The 18,471-nt window shown below is 58.9% G+C and carries 21 protein-coding genes; 12 read left to right on the top strand and 9 right to left on the bottom strand.

Features of this window, described 5'->3' with window-relative positions; translation table 11 throughout:
• Window positions 1–17: 17 nt before the first annotated feature.
• The 8 genes from ACIPUB_RS14250 to ACIPUB_RS14215 all read left to right on the top strand — a co-directional run bounded on the left by ACIPUB_RS14250 (window position 18) and on the right by ACIPUB_RS14215 (window position 4,681).
• Window positions 18–269, top strand: coding sequence for a hypothetical protein (locus tag ACIPUB_RS14250; RefSeq protein WP_407607966.1), 252 nt, complete (start codon window positions 18–20; stop codon window positions 267–269).
• Window positions 270–773: 504 nt separating this feature from the next.
• Window positions 774–1,460 carry a hypothetical protein gene (locus ACIPUB_RS14245; protein ID WP_407607965.1) on the top strand — a complete coding sequence of 229 codons (687 nt, stop codon included), beginning with the start codon at window positions 774–776 and terminating at the stop codon, window positions 1,458–1,460.
• Between the two features lie 678 nt (window positions 1,461–2,138).
• On the top strand, window positions 2,139–2,690 hold the full coding sequence (locus tag ACIPUB_RS14240) for a tyrosine-type recombinase/integrase (RefSeq protein ID WP_407607964.1): 552 nt from the start codon (window positions 2,139–2,141) through the stop codon (window positions 2,688–2,690).
• Window positions 2,687–3,049: a hypothetical protein gene (locus ACIPUB_RS14235; RefSeq protein ID WP_407607963.1), complete on the top strand. Its 363-nt coding sequence runs from the start codon at window positions 2,687–2,689 to the stop codon at window positions 3,047–3,049. Before ACIPUB_RS14240 ends, ACIPUB_RS14235 begins: the two co-directional genes overlap by 4 nt.
• A 38-nt stretch (window positions 3,050–3,087) precedes the next feature.
• Window positions 3,088–3,240, top strand: a complete 153-nt coding sequence (locus tag ACIPUB_RS14230; protein ID WP_407607962.1) for an ATP-binding protein — start codon at window positions 3,088–3,090, stop codon at window positions 3,238–3,240.
• Window positions 3,227–3,340: an ATP-binding protein gene (locus ACIPUB_RS14225; protein WP_407607961.1), complete on the top strand. Its 114-nt coding sequence runs from the start codon at window positions 3,227–3,229 to the stop codon at window positions 3,338–3,340. The genes ACIPUB_RS14230 and ACIPUB_RS14225 overlap by 14 nt, the downstream gene beginning before the upstream one ends.
• Window positions 3,341–3,492: 152 nt before the next feature.
• Window positions 3,493–3,750, top strand: a complete 258-nt coding sequence (locus tag ACIPUB_RS14220; RefSeq protein ID WP_407607960.1) for a hypothetical protein — start codon at window positions 3,493–3,495, stop codon at window positions 3,748–3,750.
• 613 nt (window positions 3,751–4,363) lie between these two features.
• Window positions 4,364–4,681, top strand: a complete 318-nt coding sequence (locus ACIPUB_RS14215) for a hypothetical protein (protein WP_407607959.1) — start codon at window positions 4,364–4,366, stop codon at window positions 4,679–4,681.
• Here the strand turns inward: ACIPUB_RS14215 and ACIPUB_RS14210 are convergent.
• From ACIPUB_RS14210 to rpmH, 9 genes are all read right to left on the bottom strand, one after another.
• On the bottom strand, window positions 4,660–4,869 hold the full coding sequence (locus ACIPUB_RS14210; protein WP_407607958.1) for a hypothetical protein: 210 nt from the start codon (window positions 4,867–4,869) through the stop codon (window positions 4,660–4,662). The genes ACIPUB_RS14215 and ACIPUB_RS14210 overlap by 22 nt on opposite strands.
• Before the next feature lie 1,778 nt (window positions 4,870–6,647).
• Window positions 6,648–7,859, bottom strand: coding sequence for a ParB/RepB/Spo0J family partition protein (locus ACIPUB_RS14205; protein ID WP_407607957.1), 1,212 nt, complete (start codon window positions 7,857–7,859; stop codon window positions 6,648–6,650).
• Between the two features lie 280 nt (window positions 7,860–8,139).
• Window positions 8,140–9,267, bottom strand: coding sequence for a ParA family protein (locus tag ACIPUB_RS14200; RefSeq protein ID WP_407607956.1), 1,128 nt, complete (start codon window positions 9,265–9,267; stop codon window positions 8,140–8,142).
• A 65-nt stretch (window positions 9,268–9,332) separates the two neighbouring features.
• Window positions 9,333–9,974: a 16S rRNA (guanine(527)-N(7))-methyltransferase RsmG gene (rsmG, locus tag ACIPUB_RS14195; protein ID WP_264271054.1), complete on the bottom strand. Its 642-nt coding sequence runs from the start codon at window positions 9,972–9,974 to the stop codon at window positions 9,333–9,335.
• Between the two features lie 25 nt (window positions 9,975–9,999).
• Window positions 10,000–10,548: a protein jag gene (locus ACIPUB_RS14190; RefSeq protein ID WP_407607955.1), complete on the bottom strand. Its 549-nt coding sequence runs from the start codon at window positions 10,546–10,548 to the stop codon at window positions 10,000–10,002.
• Between the two features lie 2 nt (window positions 10,549–10,550).
• The gene (gene yidC / locus ACIPUB_RS14185) at window positions 10,551–11,516 is read right to left on the bottom strand and encodes a membrane protein insertase YidC (protein ID WP_407607954.1); all 966 of its coding nucleotides are present in this window, start codon (window positions 11,514–11,516) and stop codon (window positions 10,551–10,553) included.
• Between the two features lie 15 nt (window positions 11,517–11,531).
• Window positions 11,532–11,891: a membrane protein insertion efficiency factor YidD gene (gene yidD / locus ACIPUB_RS14180; RefSeq protein WP_264271051.1), complete on the bottom strand. Its 360-nt coding sequence runs from the start codon at window positions 11,889–11,891 to the stop codon at window positions 11,532–11,534.
• Window positions 11,875–12,243, bottom strand: coding sequence for a ribonuclease P protein component (gene rnpA / locus ACIPUB_RS14175; RefSeq protein WP_407607953.1), 369 nt, complete (start codon window positions 12,241–12,243; stop codon window positions 11,875–11,877). The genes yidD and rnpA overlap by 17 nt, the downstream gene beginning before the upstream one ends.
• A 75-nt stretch (window positions 12,244–12,318) precedes the next feature.
• Window positions 12,319–12,456 carry a 50S ribosomal protein L34 gene (rpmH, locus tag ACIPUB_RS14170; protein WP_217390880.1) on the bottom strand — a complete coding sequence of 46 codons (138 nt, stop codon included), beginning with the start codon at window positions 12,454–12,456 and terminating at the stop codon, window positions 12,319–12,321.
• 502 nt (window positions 12,457–12,958) lie between these two features.
• Here rpmH and dnaA point away from each other — a divergent pair.
• The 4 genes from dnaA to ACIPUB_RS14150 all read left to right on the top strand — a co-directional run bounded on the left by dnaA (window position 12,959) and on the right by ACIPUB_RS14150 (window position 18,391).
• Entirely contained in the window at window positions 12,959–14,371 is a 1,413-nt protein-coding gene (gene dnaA, locus ACIPUB_RS14165) for a chromosomal replication initiator protein DnaA (RefSeq protein ID WP_407607982.1), read from the top strand.
• Window positions 14,372–15,337: 966 nt separating this feature from the next.
• The gene (gene dnaN / locus ACIPUB_RS14160; RefSeq protein ID WP_407607952.1) at window positions 15,338–16,468 is read left to right on the top strand and encodes a DNA polymerase III subunit beta; all 1,131 of its coding nucleotides are present in this window, start codon (window positions 15,338–15,340) and stop codon (window positions 16,466–16,468) included.
• A gap of 172 nt (window positions 16,469–16,640) precedes the next feature.
• A complete protein-coding gene (gene recF, locus ACIPUB_RS14155; RefSeq protein ID WP_407607951.1) occupies window positions 16,641–17,843 on the top strand; it encodes a DNA replication/repair protein RecF in 1,203 nt (400 codons plus the stop codon).
• Window positions 17,840–18,391 (top strand): DUF721 domain-containing protein, encoded by a 552-nt coding sequence (locus tag ACIPUB_RS14150; protein ID WP_407607950.1) that lies wholly within the window; start codon window positions 17,840–17,842, stop codon window positions 18,389–18,391. Before recF ends, ACIPUB_RS14150 begins: the two co-directional genes overlap by 4 nt.
• The last annotated feature ends 80 nt before the right edge of the window (window positions 18,392–18,471 follow it).

The following is an 18,471-nucleotide window of genomic DNA, read 5'->3' as shown; positions in this document are numbered from 1 at the left end:
CACACCGGAGAAGTCGCATGAACCCGATCACCGTCCAGGACCTCCTCGGGGCCGGCAAACACGCCTCGATGACCGGCAGCGCGCTGACCGAATGGGCGGAGAAGGGCGCCCCGAAGCAACGCGAATACCTGCACGGAGTGTTGGTGGCCGAACACGAATCCCGGCCCGAATCGCGGCGCCAACGGCTGCCGAAGGCCGCACTACTGCCGGCCGTGAAAACCCTCACTGGGTTCGGCTACAGCAACGTCAGGTTCCCCGAGGACCAATGAAGCCATCCCCTGGAAACCCTGGACTTCATCGAGAGGGTCCAAGACCTGGTCCCTTACGGGCACGGGGCAAGACGCATATGGCCACCGCACTGGTGGCCGCCGCGTGCCGGCAAGGCATCTAGGCTAGGTTCTTCACAACCTCCGCGCTGGTGATGATGCTGCGCCGCGCCAAGAAGGAGGAACGCCTGGACAAGGAACTCGAGTCACTGGCCAAGAACCAGTTGAACGTCATCGACTTATGCCGAGACCGGGATTATGCCTATCCCTTCACGGAACGTCGGTCTCGGCCGTTGCCCACTTGAGGAACGGGATGGAATCCCGCTGGCTTCAATCGGCATAGTCCCGTGGTGGGATTGATGCTGTTTTCCAAACAACAAGGTGTCCGGTACGGAGGGCAGGATCATGGTGGGTAGGCGGCGGAAACCGGGACTGGTGGTGCCCAATATCTCGGGGTTCGAATCACGACTGTTGTCGTTGGGCTACACGCCTGGGACGACCCGGGGCATGTTGAAGGTGGTTGGCAATGTTGGTCGCTGGCTTGCCTTGGAGGGATTGACGGCCTCTGACTTCAACGAGAGCAGGGTGGGCCCCTTCGTTAAGTATCGGCACGATGCCGGGTATCGCCAGAAAAAGGACCGGAGCGTTTTCACGTTGCTGATGGCTTTCCTGCGCGAGCAGGGCGTGCTTCCGGCCGCACTCGTGAAGCCGCCAACCGCCCTGCAAGTCTTCTTCCGGGGCTACCGGCAGTGGCTGACTGATGAGTGTGATCTCGCGAAAATGACCATTCTTCGATACGTCAATTTGGCGCGGCGGTTCCTCGACATAACGGACGGTGAGCGTTCGGACATGCGGGATCCGTCCGTCCTGCGCGGGTCGGACGTGGCAGCGTTCATGCTGCTCGAGAGCGGGCGGGTGAGTTTGGGTTCCGCGCGCGGACACGTGGCCGAACTTCGTTCGCTGTTGCGCTACATCCATTTGCGCCACGTGACAGAGCTGGACCTGGCGATATCGGTGCCGTCGGTCGCCGGATGGAGGGACGCCGGCCAGCCCGATTCTCTCGCAGCATCCGAGGTGGAGAAGTTGGTGGGTTTCTGCGACGGAACCCGGGCATCGGCCACGCGGGACCTTGCGATCTTACTGTTGCTGACCCGGTGGGGGTTGCAGTCAATCGAGGTCGTACGCCTGCAATAGGACGATCTGGACTGGCCTTCCGGGAACTCCTGGTCCCCGGCAAGGCGTTGCGCATCGACCGTATGCCCCGCACGGAGGTCCCTCCCGTCGGGCTGCTGCCGCATCGAGGACGTTGGCATCCTCCCTACATCTACTCGGCCCGGGACGTCGCGGGGCTGATGGCCCAGTCTCGCCTGGCACTGGATTCGCGGCTGCCGACGGCAACATACAAAACGCTGACCGGGTGGTTGTCCGTTGCTGATCCGGGAATCGAAGTTCGGAAAGACCCGTCTCGTACCCTTGCAGGATGGGGCCATGGAGGCCTTGGGCGCCTATACAAAACTGCGGGTGCGGTGCAGCCCCGGCGCCAGACCAACGCGTTCGTGACCGTCACCAGAAAGCGGCTGATCTGTACCGTGGTCGGCGGGTCCTTCCGGGACCTATGCGCGAAGGCCGGCGTGGGAGCCGGCGCGCCACACAGCCCCAGGCTTCACGACCTGAGGCACACGTTCTCGCTGAACACCTTGGTGAGGTGGTACCGGCAGGGAGCCAACGTGCCTGCCCGGACGCCGCATCTCTCGGCATACCTCGGGCACCGGGACGCGGGGTTCATCTACTGGTACCTCTCGGCAGCCCCGCGCTGTTGGCCCTTGCCGCCGGCCGCCTCGGGGATGCCCCCTCCAGCAAAGGAGACCAACCATGAACCCGATCGCACCGACCGTACAGGTGTTCTTCACCGACCGGATGGCCAGGCAGGGCCAGGCAAGTTCACACGCTAGGGCTTGCTACCGCGACACCTTCCGGCTGTTGTTTGAGTTCCTCCAGCGATTGGGTGCCATTCGGCCCCTGTTCGCCGATGCCTCTTTGCGTCACCCGAAGCACGCCGCGCTGATCTCCGGTGTCCTGGCGATACCTTCGAAACGATTCGACAAGGCCACGGTCTCCCACCTCACGCCGGCAGAAGTCGGGGCGCTCATCGCGGCAACGGACCGCTCACGCTGGGAAGGCCGACGAGACCACGCATTGCTGATACTGGTCATCCAAACAGGACTGCGCATCTCCGAACTGACAAGCCTCAACGGCGGTAACATCGGCACGGGCACCGGAATCCACGTCCAATGCCGCGGCAAGAAACTCAAGGATTGCGCCGTTCCCTTGAGCCATCCCACGGCATTGGTCCTGCGCGAAGGGATGGCCGATCGCAACGGCCCGGTGATCCGTTGTTCTCCACGCGCACGGGGAGGCGCTTGAGCCGCGATGCCGTTGAACAACGATTGGCCAAGCACCACGCCACGGCCGCATTGACGTGCAAGACGCTGCAGACCAAGAAGATCACCCTGCGCCACACCACGGCGATGGCACTCCTGCATGCAGGGGTCGATTGCACGGTCAGGGCGTTATGGCTCGGTCGCGCGTACATGTACGGCAACATGACCATCAAGGAACGCGCTTTCGCCCTGACCACATCAATTGCTTCGCGGCCAGGACGATGCCAGGCACCGGACAGCCTCATGGACTCCCTGAAGGGCATGCAACTATGCCGCTACGACATCTATCGCAGCGAACAAGAGGCCCGCCATCGACACGTAACTGGACTGCTCCGCGCCTAGGATATTGGCATATTCCCAGCCTCGGTATAAGTCGATCTATGCGGATCTCCACATTGATCGACGAGCTGGGATACCTCCCGATCGATACCGAACGGGCCAGGCTGCACTTCCAGGTGATCGCGGACGGGTATGAAAAGCGCAGCCTGATCATCACCACAAATTTGGATCGGTGGATCGGTGTTCGGCAATGAAAACATAGCCGCGGCCGTCATCAACCGGTTGGTGCACCACGGAATGCTCCTGCAGTTCCGCGGAGAGTCCTACCGGGTCAAGAACGCCCTCATGAAATAGGCCAAATGCCAACATGGCAGGAAATCGAGCCCAAGTGGCCTGATTCTTAGCGCTTTAATGGCCGGCTTAAAATTCATCTCGCGGCCTCGCCCAGGCGCTACGGGGCGAAGGTGGCCGTGCGTCCAGCGTATTCGGGGCATCGTATCGGCGTAGTGAAGAAGAACGACCACACTGCAGCTCAACGCCGGTGGCCGACCGTGCAGCACGAAGCCTTCTTCGAGCAGGCCATGGCAACCAATGAGAGCTTGGGAACATTGGCAGTCCCGTACCCGGTGATCCTCAGCGAGGAGCGCATCGCCAGCCGCTGGGCGTTGGTTACCAGGTGCGGGAACTACTATCAGGTGCCGCCGGAATTCGCCGCCGCGAAGGTTACTGTGGCGCACCGGCCAGGCACTACGCAATTGCATTGATCATCACCACGGTGGACGGAACCGTAATCGCTCGGCACCAACGTGCCATCAACAGCCTGGGCGCCATCGTCGCAGGACGGCGGGCTAACAGCTATCGCCGGAGCCAGCACCCTCAAACCACACGGGCGCAATTAACGCATCCCCTCAGGAATCGAGGCTCTGTCCGCCGCCGCCATTCTGCTGTGTGGGACACCCGAAACCACGCCGGAACTGGCAGCAATTTCCTTGGCTGTCTATGAAGGTGGCACCTTGGACAGTAGCCACCTTGCACGATTGGCGAAACCGCACCCAGCCATGCAAGCATCGACCACATCCGCAGAACAACCTGGCGGCCGAAGCCCACCCGGGCCAGTTGGTCGAGGCAACCACTGCGGGCGGTCCACCACCGAAACCCTCGCCGGTCCTGGATTATGCCCAGGATCCCGACCGCTTGCTCAAACCTGCTCCCCCGGCCGATCTCTTGGTACCAATCGCTGGGCATGCCGCATTTTCCCTGCGATGGTCATAGGAGCCTTTCAACAGGACTCGGCCCGTCTGTCCGCGCATCTATGACCGTCTTACCCGAGGCCTGTCTTTTGCTTCTCAACGATGCGGAGTCGGGAACGTCCCGTGGATGCAACTACTGAAAGATGCCAGGCCGGAATACGACCGATGGCTGCAATCACAATGCCTTCCAATGGGCCGCAAGCATATCCATGAAAATCGACGGCATTATGCTGGTCAAGAAATCTACGTCGTCAATGTGGCAGTGATCCGCTGGCTGTCTTCATGTGGAATGTCCGGCGGATACAAGAAGAGTTCGACAGGATTTTTTGGCGCTTATCCAAGCGGGCTCACTGGTCCATCATCAATATGTGTTGGGAAATGGCTAATCATCACCGATAATCTCGATACCGTCGAGGGTCGATATCAGCCGGGTTGTTTCACGTGAAACATCGTCATTTGCATGGCTCCCCCATCGTTCTCTGCCGTGGGCAACGGACTTTTCAGGTGGCCACGGATTCTTGGAATTCGTGAATATTTGACTCTTTGAGAGCAACCGAAATTGTCTTTCAGAGCCATCTCACCAAAACGCAAATATTTTCCTTCAGAGCCACTGATAACGATCTTGAGAGCCATGAATTGCCTCCCAAGACCAGGTGAAGGACACATCGTGGAAGGAACAGTGAACAGCTGCGCGACCGCGCAGGGGCGCGGACTGGCACCAGTGACTCGGGTCTTGCGCTCACGACGACGCGATCATAGACCGGATCCTGCAGAACACCATCAGGATCGAGACCGGAAGCTACAACATGCGCGAGACGATCGGCGCCGTTCCGGAATGGATAGGCCCGTTGGAGGCCGCTGGCTTCCTCCCGGGGAGGCACTTGCCCCCAACGTCAATAATGGGGGTCCCCAAAACGTCGAATACTCAGGAAGCTCGTGTCAGCATCTTTGAAGCAAAATTTGCCTATCCAGGATCCAACAAAATAGACGTTGGAGACGACCCCGGAAAGGTCAGAAAATTGTTCTTGGAATCCACCTGTAGCCTTCATGAGTGCCACGATGTTCCTGATGAATATTTGCTCGTATGGGACCCACCAATATTGCGCGTGGGGACCATGCGGGAAAACGCGAATATTCTCCGTGGGAGCCACCGGTGGCATTGTCGGGAACCGCTTTGCCGGCGGGGTGGTGGTGGGCGCCGCGGCGGGAGCCGGTCCGATCTGGACTGGGTGCCCCTCCAGGCTGCCGGACGCTGCGAAGCACGGGAAGTGCACGGCGGGCTGCATCCTGCCTGCGATAGAGGAGCTGTTGTTTGGGGAACCGACCGCGAAGCGTTTCCGCAGGCAGCTCGCGCCCAGGGAACGCCGCAGCGGCCCGGCCCTGCCGGTGTTCTGCACGCAGGGTCCGTAGAAGGACCGGCGGCTCGGCTCCGTCGTCCACGTGGTCATCGACCGGGCTACCTACAACACCATCCGGATCTGAGCAGGAGGATACGCGTTACTAGAGATGATCGGCGCTGTTCAGAAACAGGTGGAACCCGTTGGGGACCAGTGGCTCCCACCCGGGGAGGTGCCGGTCCCCAACGGCGATATTAGTGGCCCCCAACGGCAATAATGGGTGGTCCCCACAGCGTCGAATACTCGCCTGAACAGTATGCGGCATACATGGTGGTGATTGGTTTGTGGCTGGTCTATGGCCTCTCCAGCGCCCTTCTCGGCGAGCTTCCGGAGCTCACGTGTCGCCGCTGTGCTGACCTACACGCATCATCAGCAGAAGGACTTACACCAGCGACTTGGCTTCGGCGTTCTTGTAAAGATGATCATCCGCATAACGATTTGGGTTGAGCCCCGAACATGCAGCATCCGGGAGCAGACCAAGGAGGAGCTGGAATAGATAGGAAGTTCGGTGGCCACGTCTCCCCCGAAGAACGTGTTGGCCCCCAGTCGCAATATCTGAAGGCCCAAACCGCGGATACACATCTGAACGCTGGCCTCTCTCACGCAGCTCCCGGTTGAACGAATGCTTGCTCATTTCCGGCGGGCGAAGTACCGAGTCGGATGCAATCCAGAACAGCAGAAAATAGATCGTCGTCCAGCCCATGCAGCATTACTTTGGTTCAGGTTCATCTCATGACTGCTAAAGGATCCGATGTTGCGGATGTCGGTCGACGATCCACGCGGCTTGCCCCCCAACGCCCTCTGCGGCCCAGAGACGCCCTATGAGGCCCGCATCGCAAGGTGGGCGGTTCGTGTCGCCGTTAGGGCTCGTGGAGCTCATCAGCGGCTTCTGAGCGGTCTCGTGCGGAGTGGTTTCATGGATTTCCGGCGTGATCATCATCTGGGGGCAATACTTCCTTAAACGAAAGTTGGAGTGTTTCACGTGAAACACTCCAACTTCGCAAGTCTTGCTACTTACTCCACTTGGGATTCCGGAGACAACACGCTCATGATGCGGTTCAGGTCGTCGACACTGGCAAATTCGATGCTTACCCGCCCCTTGCGAGCACCCAACGAGATCTTCACGCTTGTATCCAGTCGATCGGAGAGCGAGGTTGCCAGGAAATCCAAGCGCTCATGGCGCGGGGTCAGCTTCGGCGTTGCGCTCTTTCGAGGCTTTTCCTGTCCGTCACTCATGGCTACGGCTTCTTCGGTGGCCCGGACGGACATGCCCTCATTGACGATCCGCTGGGCCAGCTGCTCGATCGCTGCAGCGTCAACCAGTCCCAGCAGTGCACGGGCGTGTCCCGCTGATATAACTCCGGCAGCCACTCTACGTTGCACGAGGGCAGGTAATTTCATCAGACGGATGGTGTTCGAGATCTGAGATCGTGAACGCCCGATTCGTTCTGACAGCACTTCCTGTGTGCAATCAAATTCACTCAGGAGTTGCTGGTATGCGGCGGCCTCTTCGAGAGGGTTAAGCTGCGAACGATGGAGGTTCTCCAGTAGTGCATCCCGGAGTAGATCATCATCTTGCGTTTCCCGGACGATTGCCGGAATTGTTGTCAGACCTGCTGCCTGCGTTGCACGCCAGCGTCGTTCACCCATGACGATCTCGTAGGGTTCTTTGTCATTCTCCCGTGAAGGACGAACAACAATCGGCTGAAGCAAACCCACTTCGCGAATGGAATGGACCAATTCGTCCATATGTTCTTCGTCGAAGTACGAACGCGGTTGCTTCCGGTTCGGGTGGATCTGATCGACGGAGAGCTCCGCAAAGCTGGCACCAGGAACCTCAACGAGACTGCTGGCATCGACGTCGTTGGCGTCCAGCTCCCCCGCGCGTCCCGAGGAAGCAATGAGACCGGGCATCTGGGCCCTACGCTTTTTGGCCGCTGCAGAGGGAGCTGAAATCGATTTGGAATTCTCCGCGGCGACTTCTTCCTCGGTCTTACCCGGCACGAAGAACATATCGACCGGCCGCGCTTTTTTGCCATTTACCGCGCCCACGGCGGGCTTGGCTTTGGCAGCGGTCCGTTCCGGGCTCTTCGCAGAGCTGGCGGTTGCCGGCTTCGATGTTCCACGTGAAACATTCTTCGGAGCATCCTCCTCGGTTTCCGCGACAGGGCTGCTCGAAATCAAGGCACCAAGGCCTCGTCCTAAACCACGTCGCTTTTCCGACATTGGAAGTTACTCCCTTTCGACACCGTTGCAATTTGAACCCAAGGCAATTCTACTGGGTGGTGATTGATTGTTGAGGACGCGGCTCACGGGTGTGCCCCGCGGACGTCCAAAGCGGTCATTTGCACCCTACCCGACCCCGGGGCATGCATCTACCCGCCGCAGAAACGCGTTCTAGAAAATAACAGTAAAAAACAACCGAAAAAGGCACTTATCCGATAGCTTGAACAGATTCGACGCCATTTCGCGGGCGCGGCAGGAATCCGGGCCGACATCGGCAAATTTACTTGGTGCCGCGCTCAGCGATCTCCGCAGCTGCTTCCAAATAGGAAAGCGCCCCCGTCGAACTCGAGTCATATGTGATGACCGTTTGCTGGTAGCTGGGAGCTTCGGATATGCGGACGCTCCGCGGGATCAAGGCCTGCAACACCTGGTTTGGGAAGTGCTCCCGAACTTCGCTAGCAACCTGCGCTGCGAGGTTTGTCCTGCCATCGTACATAGTCAAGAGAATCGTCGAGACGGTGAGATCCGAGTTGAGATGCTTCTGGATCATTTCGATGTTCTTTAGGAGCTGGCTAAGGCCTTCAAGTGCGTAGTACTCGCACTGAATGGGAATTAGGACTTCGCGTGCGGCAACAAACGCGTTAACAGTCAACAGGCCCAGGCTTGGCGGGCAATCAATGAATACATAGTCCAAGCGGTCCAATCCATGCTGATCGCGATACTGAGCGTACTGCTCCAATGCGCGACGAAGCCGTTGCTCGCGGGCAACCAGTGATACCAACTCGATCTCCGCACCAGCCAAATGGATGGTTGCAGGAGCTACCGTCAGGTTATCGATGTCAGGACAAATGGCCACGACGTCGGCTAGCGGAAGATCGTTGATGAGCACATCGTAAATGCTGTCGACATCAGCGTGATGCTCGATGCCCAACGCGGTCGAAGCATTGCCCTGTGGATCGATATCGATCACAAGAACATTCAGGCCCGCAATGGCCAACGCTGCAGCAATGTTCACGGTGGTGGTTGTCTTGCCGACGCCACCCTTTTGGTTGCTGACAGTCATGTAGCGCGTGGTATCCGGCTTCGGCAGTTTCCGGCCGCTGAGCTTTTCCCGCCTTTTGTGTTCGCTAGCAAGCTGGCTTGCAAGTGGAGAACTGTCGTCAGTGGTATCGAAAACGTTTCGTGCCATCGCAGGTTCCTTCGCCACCACTGGGTCCTCTCCATCGGAATCCGTCAATTCCACTGCTTCGTTCTCGTCGAGAATCGTTGCAGTGGTAAAGATTGTTTCACGTGAAACATAGTCGGGCTCGGTTAAATCAATTGTTTTAGGTTGCTCTTGAGTGTTCGACGAACCAAAGCTAGCAAAAAGCGCTGCAAACGGTGGAATCTTGTTGACGCTACGCTTCAAAACAGTTCTTTCTACTATCTCTACCGGTGGCATCGAACCACCTGATACAGCCTATCGCTAAAGCGCTAGCCTACGTTGATACGCACCACGGTCGTCGGTTCGCGAAGAATATCTTCTCCCACGGTCACGACCTCAGTCTTTTTACCGCCGAGACGACGGATCATCTTCGCTGCTTTCTCGACTTCCTCAGCGGCTGAACGCCCCTTGATGGCGAGGACGGTACCTTTGCCATGAAGCAGAGGGATCGTGAGGCCAGCGAGGTTGGTAAGGGCCGAGACTGCGCGGGCTGTCGCGAAGTCGGCGTTCACACTTTCAATCACTTGCTCGGCCCGTCCACGCATCACCGTAACGTTCTCGAGCCCGAGATCCTCAACGACTTCGTGCAACCAAATACACCGACGCTCCAATGGCTCGATCAAGGTCAACTCAAGGTCGGCCCGGGCCAGTGCCAGGGTCAGACCCGGTAGCCCTGCCCCGCTGCCAACGTCGGCCACATGAGCACCCTGGTCAATCAGGTTGGCAACGACGGCACAGTTCAAGACATGCCGGGACCACAAACGTGGGACTTCACGGGGACCCAGCAGGCCGCGCTCCATACCGGATGTGGCCAAATGCTGAACGTAGCGCTCTGCAAGCCCCAAGCGGTCACCGAACACGGTTCGGGCCGCCTGGCTCTCTTCGGCGGTAAGTTCTACTTCGTTGCTCATAAAGTGTTGTTCCTTGGTTCCAGGCTCAGGCGTCTGCGGGAGAGACAACGATGTGGCGACCGGGACCCTCGCCCTCGGACTCGCTCTGCATGCCCAGAGCGGCCACACAATCGTGTACAAGCTTGCGTTCGTAGGCGCTCATGGGCTCGAGCGCTACGCTTCCGCCGCTCGTCCCCACCTTGGCCACAGCTTCTTCGGCAATGCGCTTGAGGTCGCCGGCACGACCTTGGCGGTAGCCAGTGATATCCAGAACGAGACGCGAACGGTTGCCTGTCGCCGTCAGGACAGCCAGTCGCGTGAGTTCCTGCAAGGAGTCCAAGACTTCCCCATTGGAACCGATAAGGCGACGCAGCGACTTTTCGTCTTCCGGCTCTCCTGCGATAGAGATGTAGGTCCGTCCACCACGAACTTCAATGTCAATGTCGCCATCGAGGTCGGCAATATCCAGCAGTTCTTCGAGGTAGTCGGCAGCGATGTCGCCTTCTTCCTCGATGTTCCTGGCTTCGTCGCGAACATCGTCCTCCTCCACCGGGCTTACGGTCTCGGCAGCTTCGCTTTCCTCAACATTGCTCATGGCTACTTCTTCTTCCTGTTCTTGCGCTGGGGCTGGACACGCTGCACCTTTGGCTCTTCAACTACAACCGCCGCGGCTTCCGCTTCTGCCTTCTTCTGGCCAATCGGAGGCAGGCCCTTGGCTGCACGGCGCTCATTGAGTTCGCGTTCTGCCTGGGAACCCGGAGTCGGGTTGTTGCGAATGACGTAGTACTGCTGGCCCAAGGTCCAAAGGTTCGTGGCGGTCCAGTAAATCAAGACACCGATCGGGAAGTTGATGCCACCAATACCGAAGACCAACGGAAGGATGTAGAGCATGATTTTCTGCTGCTGCATGAAGGGACCCTCGAGGGCTTCCTTCGTCATGTTCTTGGACATGATCTGCTTCTGCGTAATGAACTGCGAAGCCGTCATGGCAAGAATCATGATGATGGCAACAATGATCACCGCGGCGCTCGGAGCCCCGGAATTCAAGGTGTTCAGGAAGGTGTCGGAAAGGCGTGCGCCAAAGATGGACGATGCGTCAAAGCTTTTGATGTGTTCTGCCGAAAGCGCGCCAACGGCCGAATTGCTCGCGCTGGCCTTGGAAGCGTTGTTCAAAACCGTAAACAGTGCGAAGAAGAACGGCATCTGCACGAGCATCGGCAGGCAGGACGACAACGGGTTCGTCTTGTGTTTCTTGAAGAGCTGACGCTGCTCTGCAATCATGGCCTGCTGCGAAAGCTGGTCTTTCTTGCCCTTGTACTTGGCCTGAAGCTTGCGCAGGTCCGGCTGCAGGGCCTGCATGGCGCGCTGTGCCTTGATCTGCTTGACGAAGACCGGGATCAAGGCCGTACGGATCAAGAGCACCAGGAAGATGATGGACAGCGCCCACGTCCACCCCGAGTTGGGATCAAGTCCTATGAGCGTGAACAATTCGTGGAAGGCCCAGAGGATCCACGAAACTACATACCGAAACGGGCTCAGCAGCAGGTCAAAGAAATTTGTCATTACCGGTCATGCTCCTCAGGCCGCATCTGCGGCGTCTTCGTCGGCGGGAATCGGAGGATGATTCATCACCATGATCTTGGGGGTCTTGCCTTCTGGCCAAATTCGCCGGCCTTCGGGAACGTAATCGATCCCGCCATGGCTAAAAGGATTACATCTTAAGACACGCCAGATGGTTAATCCGATGCCTTTGATGGTGCCATGTACCGTGACTGCTTCAAGGCCGTAGGCCGAACAGCTGGGAAAGTAACGACAGACGTCGCCGTAGACAGGCGAAATGATCTTGCGATACACCATGAGAAACCCGATGATGAGATTTCTCGGGATATCTATAAGGAACCAGATGAGCCCGGTTCTGGGCCTACGATCCTTTTTCATGCTTAGCACCCGCCTTACGGACAACCGATTCAAGCCCCGAACGGACTTGCTGGCCTAGCTCGTCCCATTCGATGTCGGCGGAACCAGGCAATGCCCGGAGCACGACGTCGAGGCCGGTGGCATCCGCAGCGAACTGCTGAGCCAATGCACGCATTCTTCGTTTGACGAGATTGCGGTGCACGGCATTGCCAACGGCCTTGGAAACGATGAAACCAAAACGGTTATTGCCCTGGGGTTCTTCAGAGCGAACCCGTGCATATAGCACTACGTTCCGGCGCCCAGTTCGGGCGCCGGAACGTACAGTGGCTGTAAAGTCCTTCGAAAGGCGCAATCGCTGATTCTTTGGCAACACGACGTCACGCGTCGAGTCTGTAAAACAAAGAATCCACGAAAACCTGCGCTATTTCAGGACAGTAGTGCTTAATGGTTATGCAGAAAGTTCGACGCGACCCTTGCCACGGCGGGTTGCCAAGATGGCACGGCCTGCACGGGTACGCATACGAAGTCGGAAACCGTGCTTCTTGGCACGACGACGGTTATTCGGCTGAAAAGTCCGCTTGCTCACGGTAGTAACTCCAAGACGATCATGTGATGCGCCTTGCCCGTTGCTAATAAGTAGGGAAGAACAGGCCGACGCTCGTATTCAGGTGGCCCTCGTGGACTGCTCCGAGCTTTCGATAATCCGAAGACTTTCGAAGGCACCTCACAGTGCCAAAAGTGCACACATAGGACTACACAACGATAGGGGTGGAAGTGAGGGTACGTCAAATTGAACCGACCATGGCCCGGCAAGGACCACTGTGCGTGATGTGATGTTAATTGTGGATAGCCCGGTGGATAAACGCTTAAAACTAGCGAATATCGGGTCTGACACCATGGTCCTAGTCGTCAATTTTTACTTGCTAACACGCAGATTTGCAAGCCCCCGGGAGATATCCACCTCAAGTTATCCACCGTCTGTGCATAACGCTGTGGATGACGGCTAGAATCATTCCGTTGGGGTCCGGTCGTTGCCGGCCCCATTCGTCGCCCGCTTGGTCGATGTAATAAAACGAAGGGGCCTAACTGTGAGCACAGACGAGACCAATAGTGTCGGCAGTGCCTGGCGCCAGGTAGTTCGCCATGTCGAACAAGACGACCGCGTGACTCCCATGCAGCGTGCATTTGCCGCCTTGGCTCAGCCCCAAGGTCTGATCGGGACAACCCTGTTGCTGGCGGTACCCAACGAGTTGACTCGTGACGTTCTCCAAACACAGCTCAAGGATCCCCTGGAACAGTCTCTAAAGCTGGTTTTCCAGTCAGATATCCGCTGTGCGTTCAGCATCGACTCGGACCTGGTCCCCGAGGAGGCGCCGGTTCCCCCCGTCGAGTTGCCCCCGGTTCCCAAGGCGCGCATCAGCGATGTCCTCCCGCAGCCATCGCCACCGTCCAATTCCCAGGAATTTGGCCGGCTGAACCCCAAATACATCTTCGACACATTTGTCATCGGTTCCTCGAACCGGTTCGCCCACGCCGCTGCGGTGGCGGTCGCAGAGGCCCCTGCCAAGGCGTATAACCCCCTGTTCATCTACGGCGATTCCGGTTTGGGCAAGACCCACTTGCTCCATGCCATCGGTCACTATGCCCGGCATCTCTATAACGGGATACGCGTCCGCTACGTAAATTCCGAGGAATTCACCAACGACTTCATCAACTCCATCCGGGACGACGAAGGCGCCAGCTTCAAACAGACCTACCGGAATGTCGACATCCTGCTCATCGACGACATCCAGTTCTTGGCCAACAAGGACGCCACCCAGGAAGAGTTCTTCCACACGTTCAACGCGCTACACAATCACAACAAGCAGGTCGTGATTACCTCTGATCTGCCGCCAAAGCAGCTGTCCGGCTTCGAGGATCGGATGCGTTCACGATTCGAATGGGGCTTGCTCACCGATATCCAGCCTCCAGAACTCGAAACCCGTATTGCCATTCTGCGTAAGAAGGCCACTGCCGAGAATCTCTCCGCACCCGACGAGGTCATGGAGTACATCGCTTCCAAGATCTCCACGAACATCCGCGAGCTTGAGGGTGCGTTGATCCGCGTGACGGCCTTCGCCTCACTCAACAACCAAACCGTTGACATGAGCCTTGCCGAGACAGTCCTGAAGGATTTGATCACCGACGAGGGTGCGCAGGAAATCACCCCGGCCACGATCGTTGCCCAAACTGCCGAGTACTTCAATCTCACAATTGAAGAACTCAACAGCAAATCCAGAACCAGGACTTTGGTGACAGCACGGCAAATCGCCATGTACCTGCTGCGGGAACTCACCGATATGTCCTTGCCAAAGATCGGCCAAGAACTTGGCGGCCGTGACCACACCACGGTGATTCACGCGGACCGAAAAATTCGCGAACTCATGGCCGAGCGTCGGGCAATCTTCAACCAGGTCACCGAACTGACCAACCGGATCAAGCAACGTCAGCGAGAGGGCTAAGGGCTCCTTTACCCCAATAACCACAGGTGTGGATAAACCTGTGGATAGTTAAGTGGACTACGGCGATTACCTGCGGATAACTACAGGGGTCGCTGTGGATCCCTTAATTTACGCAGAAAGTTATCCACCGGGGCGTGACACTCAGTGTCACGCCCAATCACATGTTGTGCACATGCATAATTGGTGCGTTCCCGCGGCCGAGGGTACTTATCCACAGTATCCACAGGGGTTATTAACACTACTAATCCCATCTTTCTTATTCATCCAGATAACAAGACCTCTTTTCCGTCCCCAGGCCCAAAAGGCCCATATCGCCATCGTTTGTCTCGTTCCCATGGGTTACTTTCAGCCGAGTTGCCCCCCAAGATGAACGCCCGAACTTGCGCTTCTCCGTCATGGAACATCCCACTCAGGACGCCACCGCCGGGGCGGACTGGATTCGCCGTTAGAAGGGCCTCGTGGGTAGTCCGCCCCGGGCAAGGCGAGGAAACCTGGATCCTAACTAGCACTCCGTAAAACGCGTATCACTCCGACCAAGACCTCGGATGCTGAATTTCATGCTCATTCCGTCTGCGTTTTGTGTTCTTCAGATGGTCTAGGTTGCCGAAAACCACATGTGATATCGGCTGCCTCGATTGAGTGGCATCTCTTGCTACCGCGCGCTTGTTCAAGAAAGTGCGTACCCCCGTTCTTTTCGTTGATTCAGAGAAGCCACAGGTTTCCGGTTTCGGCTAAAGTCATCGCGTTTCACACCAAGCCACAGGCATGACCATCGTTTGCGAGTCTCAAAAGCCGGTATGCTCGAAGGCTGTGCCGTAGTTCTGCCATCAGCTGCAGTCGGTTCAAAAGCAAGCGTGCGAACGCACGCCGGTCCAAGGATCGGTTCTGGTTTTGGATTTTTTCCGAGCCGCTAAGCTTGCTTTAAGTCAAGTACTGTCGACTTCGTCGTGAAAGGCGGACCACTTCGTGAAGTTCAGCGTTGAAAAGGATGTATTGGCCGAAGCCGTATCCTGGACCGCCCGTTCACTCTCTCAGCGACCGCCCTCACCGGTGCTCTCAGGCATCCTCATCACCGCGACCAGCGGCACTGTTTCGCTGGCAGGGTTCGACTACGAAATTTCCGCACACCTCGAAATCGCTGCGGATGTCGCAACCGAGGGAACCATCCTGGTCTCGGGCAAGTTGTTGGCCGAAATCTGCCGGAGCCTTCCAAACGCCACCGCAGTCATCGAAACCGATGGCACCAAGGTCACTCTCACCTGCGGACGAAGCCGATTCCACCTGGCCACCATGCCGGTGGCCGAGTATCCGGAACTTCCAGTGCTTCCAGAGGTTACGGGCGTCGTCGATGGCGAGGCTTTTGCCCACGCGATCAACCAGGTCATCGTTGCAGCTTCCAAAGACGACACCCTCCCGATCCTCACCGGCGTCAAGATGGAAATCGAAGACGACCTGATCACGTTCCTGGCGACAGACCGGTACCGCCTGGCCATGCGCGAGGTCCACTGGAAGCCCTCACAGGCCGGTATTTCCACCTCTGCGTTGGTCAAGGCCAAGACCCTGAATGAGGTCGCCAAGACCCTGGGCTCCGCCGGCGAACTGAAGATCGCCCTGGGTGAAGGCAACGAACTCATTGGTTTTGAAAGCGGAAACCGCCGGACAACCTCGTTGCTCGTGGACGGGGACTACCCCAAGATCCGCTCCCTCTTCCCCGAAAACACGCCGATTCATGCCACCGTGCGCACCTCGGACCTCATGGAAGCCGTCCGCCGCGTGGCGGTCGTTGCCGAGCGCAACACCCCGGTCCGGCTATCGTTCGCTGGCGGCCAGCTGTCCCTCGATGCCGGCACCGGAGAAGATGCCCAGGCCGAGGAATCCATCGAGGCGCAGATCGACGGCGAGGAAATCACCGTTGCATTCAACCCCGCCTACCTGAGCGAGGGACTGAACGCATTCGACAGCGAGTTCGTGCGGTTTTCCTTCACCAGTGCCCCGAAGCCGGCCATGATGACAGCGCAGTCGTCCCTGGATGGACAGGACAGCGACCAGTACCGTTACCTGGTCATGCCGGTCCGCCTACCAAACTTGCCCAATTAGGTTGCAAGCGGGGGAAAACCTGGTTTTCTTCCCCGTTGCAACCCCGTGTTCGACCGCTCCACGTCCGCTCCAACCGGAGCGGTCGAACACGACTTTTCTTGGCGGTTTCCGCCAGGCCTTCATCACCCGATCGACGGCACCCCGCCCCTTGATCCCACCGCAGGACGTCTAGGTGTATATCTCACATGTCTCTCTCACCGACTTTCGCTCCTATGCGCAAGCCGATGTCGAGCTGGGGCCCGGCACCAATGTCCTGGTAGGTTCCAACGGCGTCGGCAAGACCAACATCGTCGAAGCCATCGGCTACCTGGCAACACTTTCCTCACACCGCGTCACCAACGATGCGCCACTTCTGCGTTTTGGCACTGACCGGGCCTTGGTTCGGGCACGCGTCCAGCGCGCCAAGCTGGTGACCACCATCGAGGTGGAAATAACCGCCGGCAAGGCAAACCGTGCCCGGATCAACCGCGCCAACCCGGTGCGGGCGCGAGACATCCTGGGAATCGTCCGCACGGTGCTCTTTGCCCCGGAGGACCTGGCCCTGGTCAAGGGGGATCCGTCCAATAGACGCCGTTTCCTCGACGAACTGCTGGTCACCCTGCGTCCTGGCGAGGCGGCGACCCGCGGGGACTATGAGCGGGTGCTCAAACAGCGCAATGCCCTGCTGAAATCCGCCCGGGCCGGGGGAAAACCCTCCACGGCCCACGAATCCACGCTCGATGTCTGGGACACGCATCTTGCCCGGGCCGGGGCACGGGTGCTGCGCGGGCGGCTCGAGGTGCTCCGCCTGCTTTCGCCCTACATGGGTGCTGCCTACGCATCGCTGGCCGACGCCAACAAGGAAGCCCGCGCCTACTACCAATGCACGGTCCTGGCCGATTTTGACGGCGAGGAATCCTCCTCTGGGGTGCCGGAGACCGAGGAGGAAGCATCGCGGGTGGCACCCGCGGCGCTGTTGGACGCCACCACGGAGGAACTCGAAGAGATGTTCCTCGCGGCCCTGTTGAATACGCGCGCCAAGGAGCTTGAACGCGGCATCACCCTGGTGGGTCCGCACCGCGACGATGTCCTGCTGACCCTGGGAGGCGCCCCCGCCAAGGGTTATGCCAGCCACGGGGAAACCTGGTCGCTGGCCTTGGCGCTGCGGCTTGCCGCGTACAAGGTCATGGGCGAGGACGACCCTCGGCCCGGGGCTGGCCCGATTCTGATCCTGGACGATGTGTTTGCCGAACTCGATGCCACCCGGCGCACCCGCCTGGCGTCCATCGTTGCCGGCGCGGACCAGGTGATAGTCACCGCCGCGGTTGCCGGGGATGTCCCGGGGGAGCTCGGCGGCACCTTCCTGAAGGTCAGCCCGGGAGCGGTGCACTCGTGAGCGAGGAAAAAGACCCGCATGCCCCGGAGGCATTGGACGCCGCCCGCGCCATCCTCAACCGCATGCGCGAAGCGGCACTGAGTCGGGGCGAGGCCCGGATCGACGCGGCGAAGGCAGCCAGGTTCGAAGAGAACGCCGCCGCGCGCAAAGCCAAGAGACGAGCGAGTTCCGCGCCGGCGAAATACTCTGACGGGCGCGACCCCCAGGAAATCGGCAACCTCTTCGGCAAGATCGTGCGCGACCGCGGCTGGAGCGCACCGGTGGCCGTGGGCTCGGTGCTTTCGCGCTGGAGCGAACTGGTGGGCCCGCAGATTGCTGCGCATTGCATCCCCGAGTCGTTCGAGGATTCCACCGTGGTGGTGCGCTGCGACTCCACCACCTGGGCCACGCAAATGCGGTTGCTTTCCCACGAACTGCTCAAGCACTTTGACAGGGAACTCGGCCCCGGAGTGATCACCGTGATCCGGGTCCTTGGACCGGCCGCACCCTCCTGGCGCCACGGAGGACGCTCGGTCAAGGGCAGGGGTCCGCGCGACACCTACGGGTAGAAAACCAAAACGCGTAGCGGGCCGACTGGCGCACCGAGAGCGCGCGAACCACATAGCCCCCCACTCGAGGCGGGACAAAT

It is taken from the genome of Paeniglutamicibacter sp. ORCA_105, assembly GCF_045798545.1.
GTDB lineage: Bacteria > Actinomycetota > Actinomycetes > Actinomycetales > Micrococcaceae > Paeniglutamicibacter > Paeniglutamicibacter sulfureus.
The sequence above is the reverse complement of the archived record's forward strand: the minus strand, read 5'-3'. Positions and strand labels throughout refer to the sequence as shown.

Coding starts and splice junctions, on each gene's coding strand:
- ACIPUB_RS14240 (WP_407607964.1), top strand. CDS start 2,139: ATGAACCCGATCGCACCGACCGTACAGGTGTTCTTCACCGACCGGATG.
- ACIPUB_RS14250 (WP_407607966.1), top strand. CDS start 18: ATGAACCCGATCACCGTCCAGGACCTCCTCGGGGCCGGCAAACACGCC.
- ACIPUB_RS14215 (WP_407607959.1), top strand. CDS start 4,364: ATGCAACTACTGAAAGATGCCAGGCCGGAATACGACCGATGGCTGCAA.
- rsmG (WP_264271054.1), bottom strand. CDS start 9,974: ATGAGCAACGAAGTAGAACTTACCGCCGAAGAGAGCCAGGCGGCCCGA.
- ACIPUB_RS14210 (WP_407607958.1), bottom strand. CDS start 4,869: ATGGCTCTCAAGATCGTTATCAGTGGCTCTGAAGGAAAATATTTGCGT.
- ACIPUB_RS14245 (WP_407607965.1), top strand. CDS start 774: ATGTTGAAGGTGGTTGGCAATGTTGGTCGCTGGCTTGCCTTGGAGGGA.
- ACIPUB_RS14205 (WP_407607957.1), bottom strand. CDS start 7,859: ATGTCGGAAAAGCGACGTGGTTTAGGACGAGGCCTTGGTGCCTTGATT.
- ACIPUB_RS14190 (WP_407607955.1), bottom strand. CDS start 10,548: ATGAGCAATGTTGAGGAAAGCGAAGCTGCCGAGACCGTAAGCCCGGTG.
- yidC (WP_407607954.1), bottom strand. CDS start 11,516: ATGACAAATTTCTTTGACCTGCTGCTGAGCCCGTTTCGGTATGTAGTT.
- yidD (WP_264271051.1), bottom strand. CDS start 11,891: ATGAAAAAGGATCGTAGGCCCAGAACCGGGCTCATCTGGTTCCTTATA.
- ACIPUB_RS14230 (WP_407607962.1), top strand. CDS start 3,088: ATGCGGATCTCCACATTGATCGACGAGCTGGGATACCTCCCGATCGAT.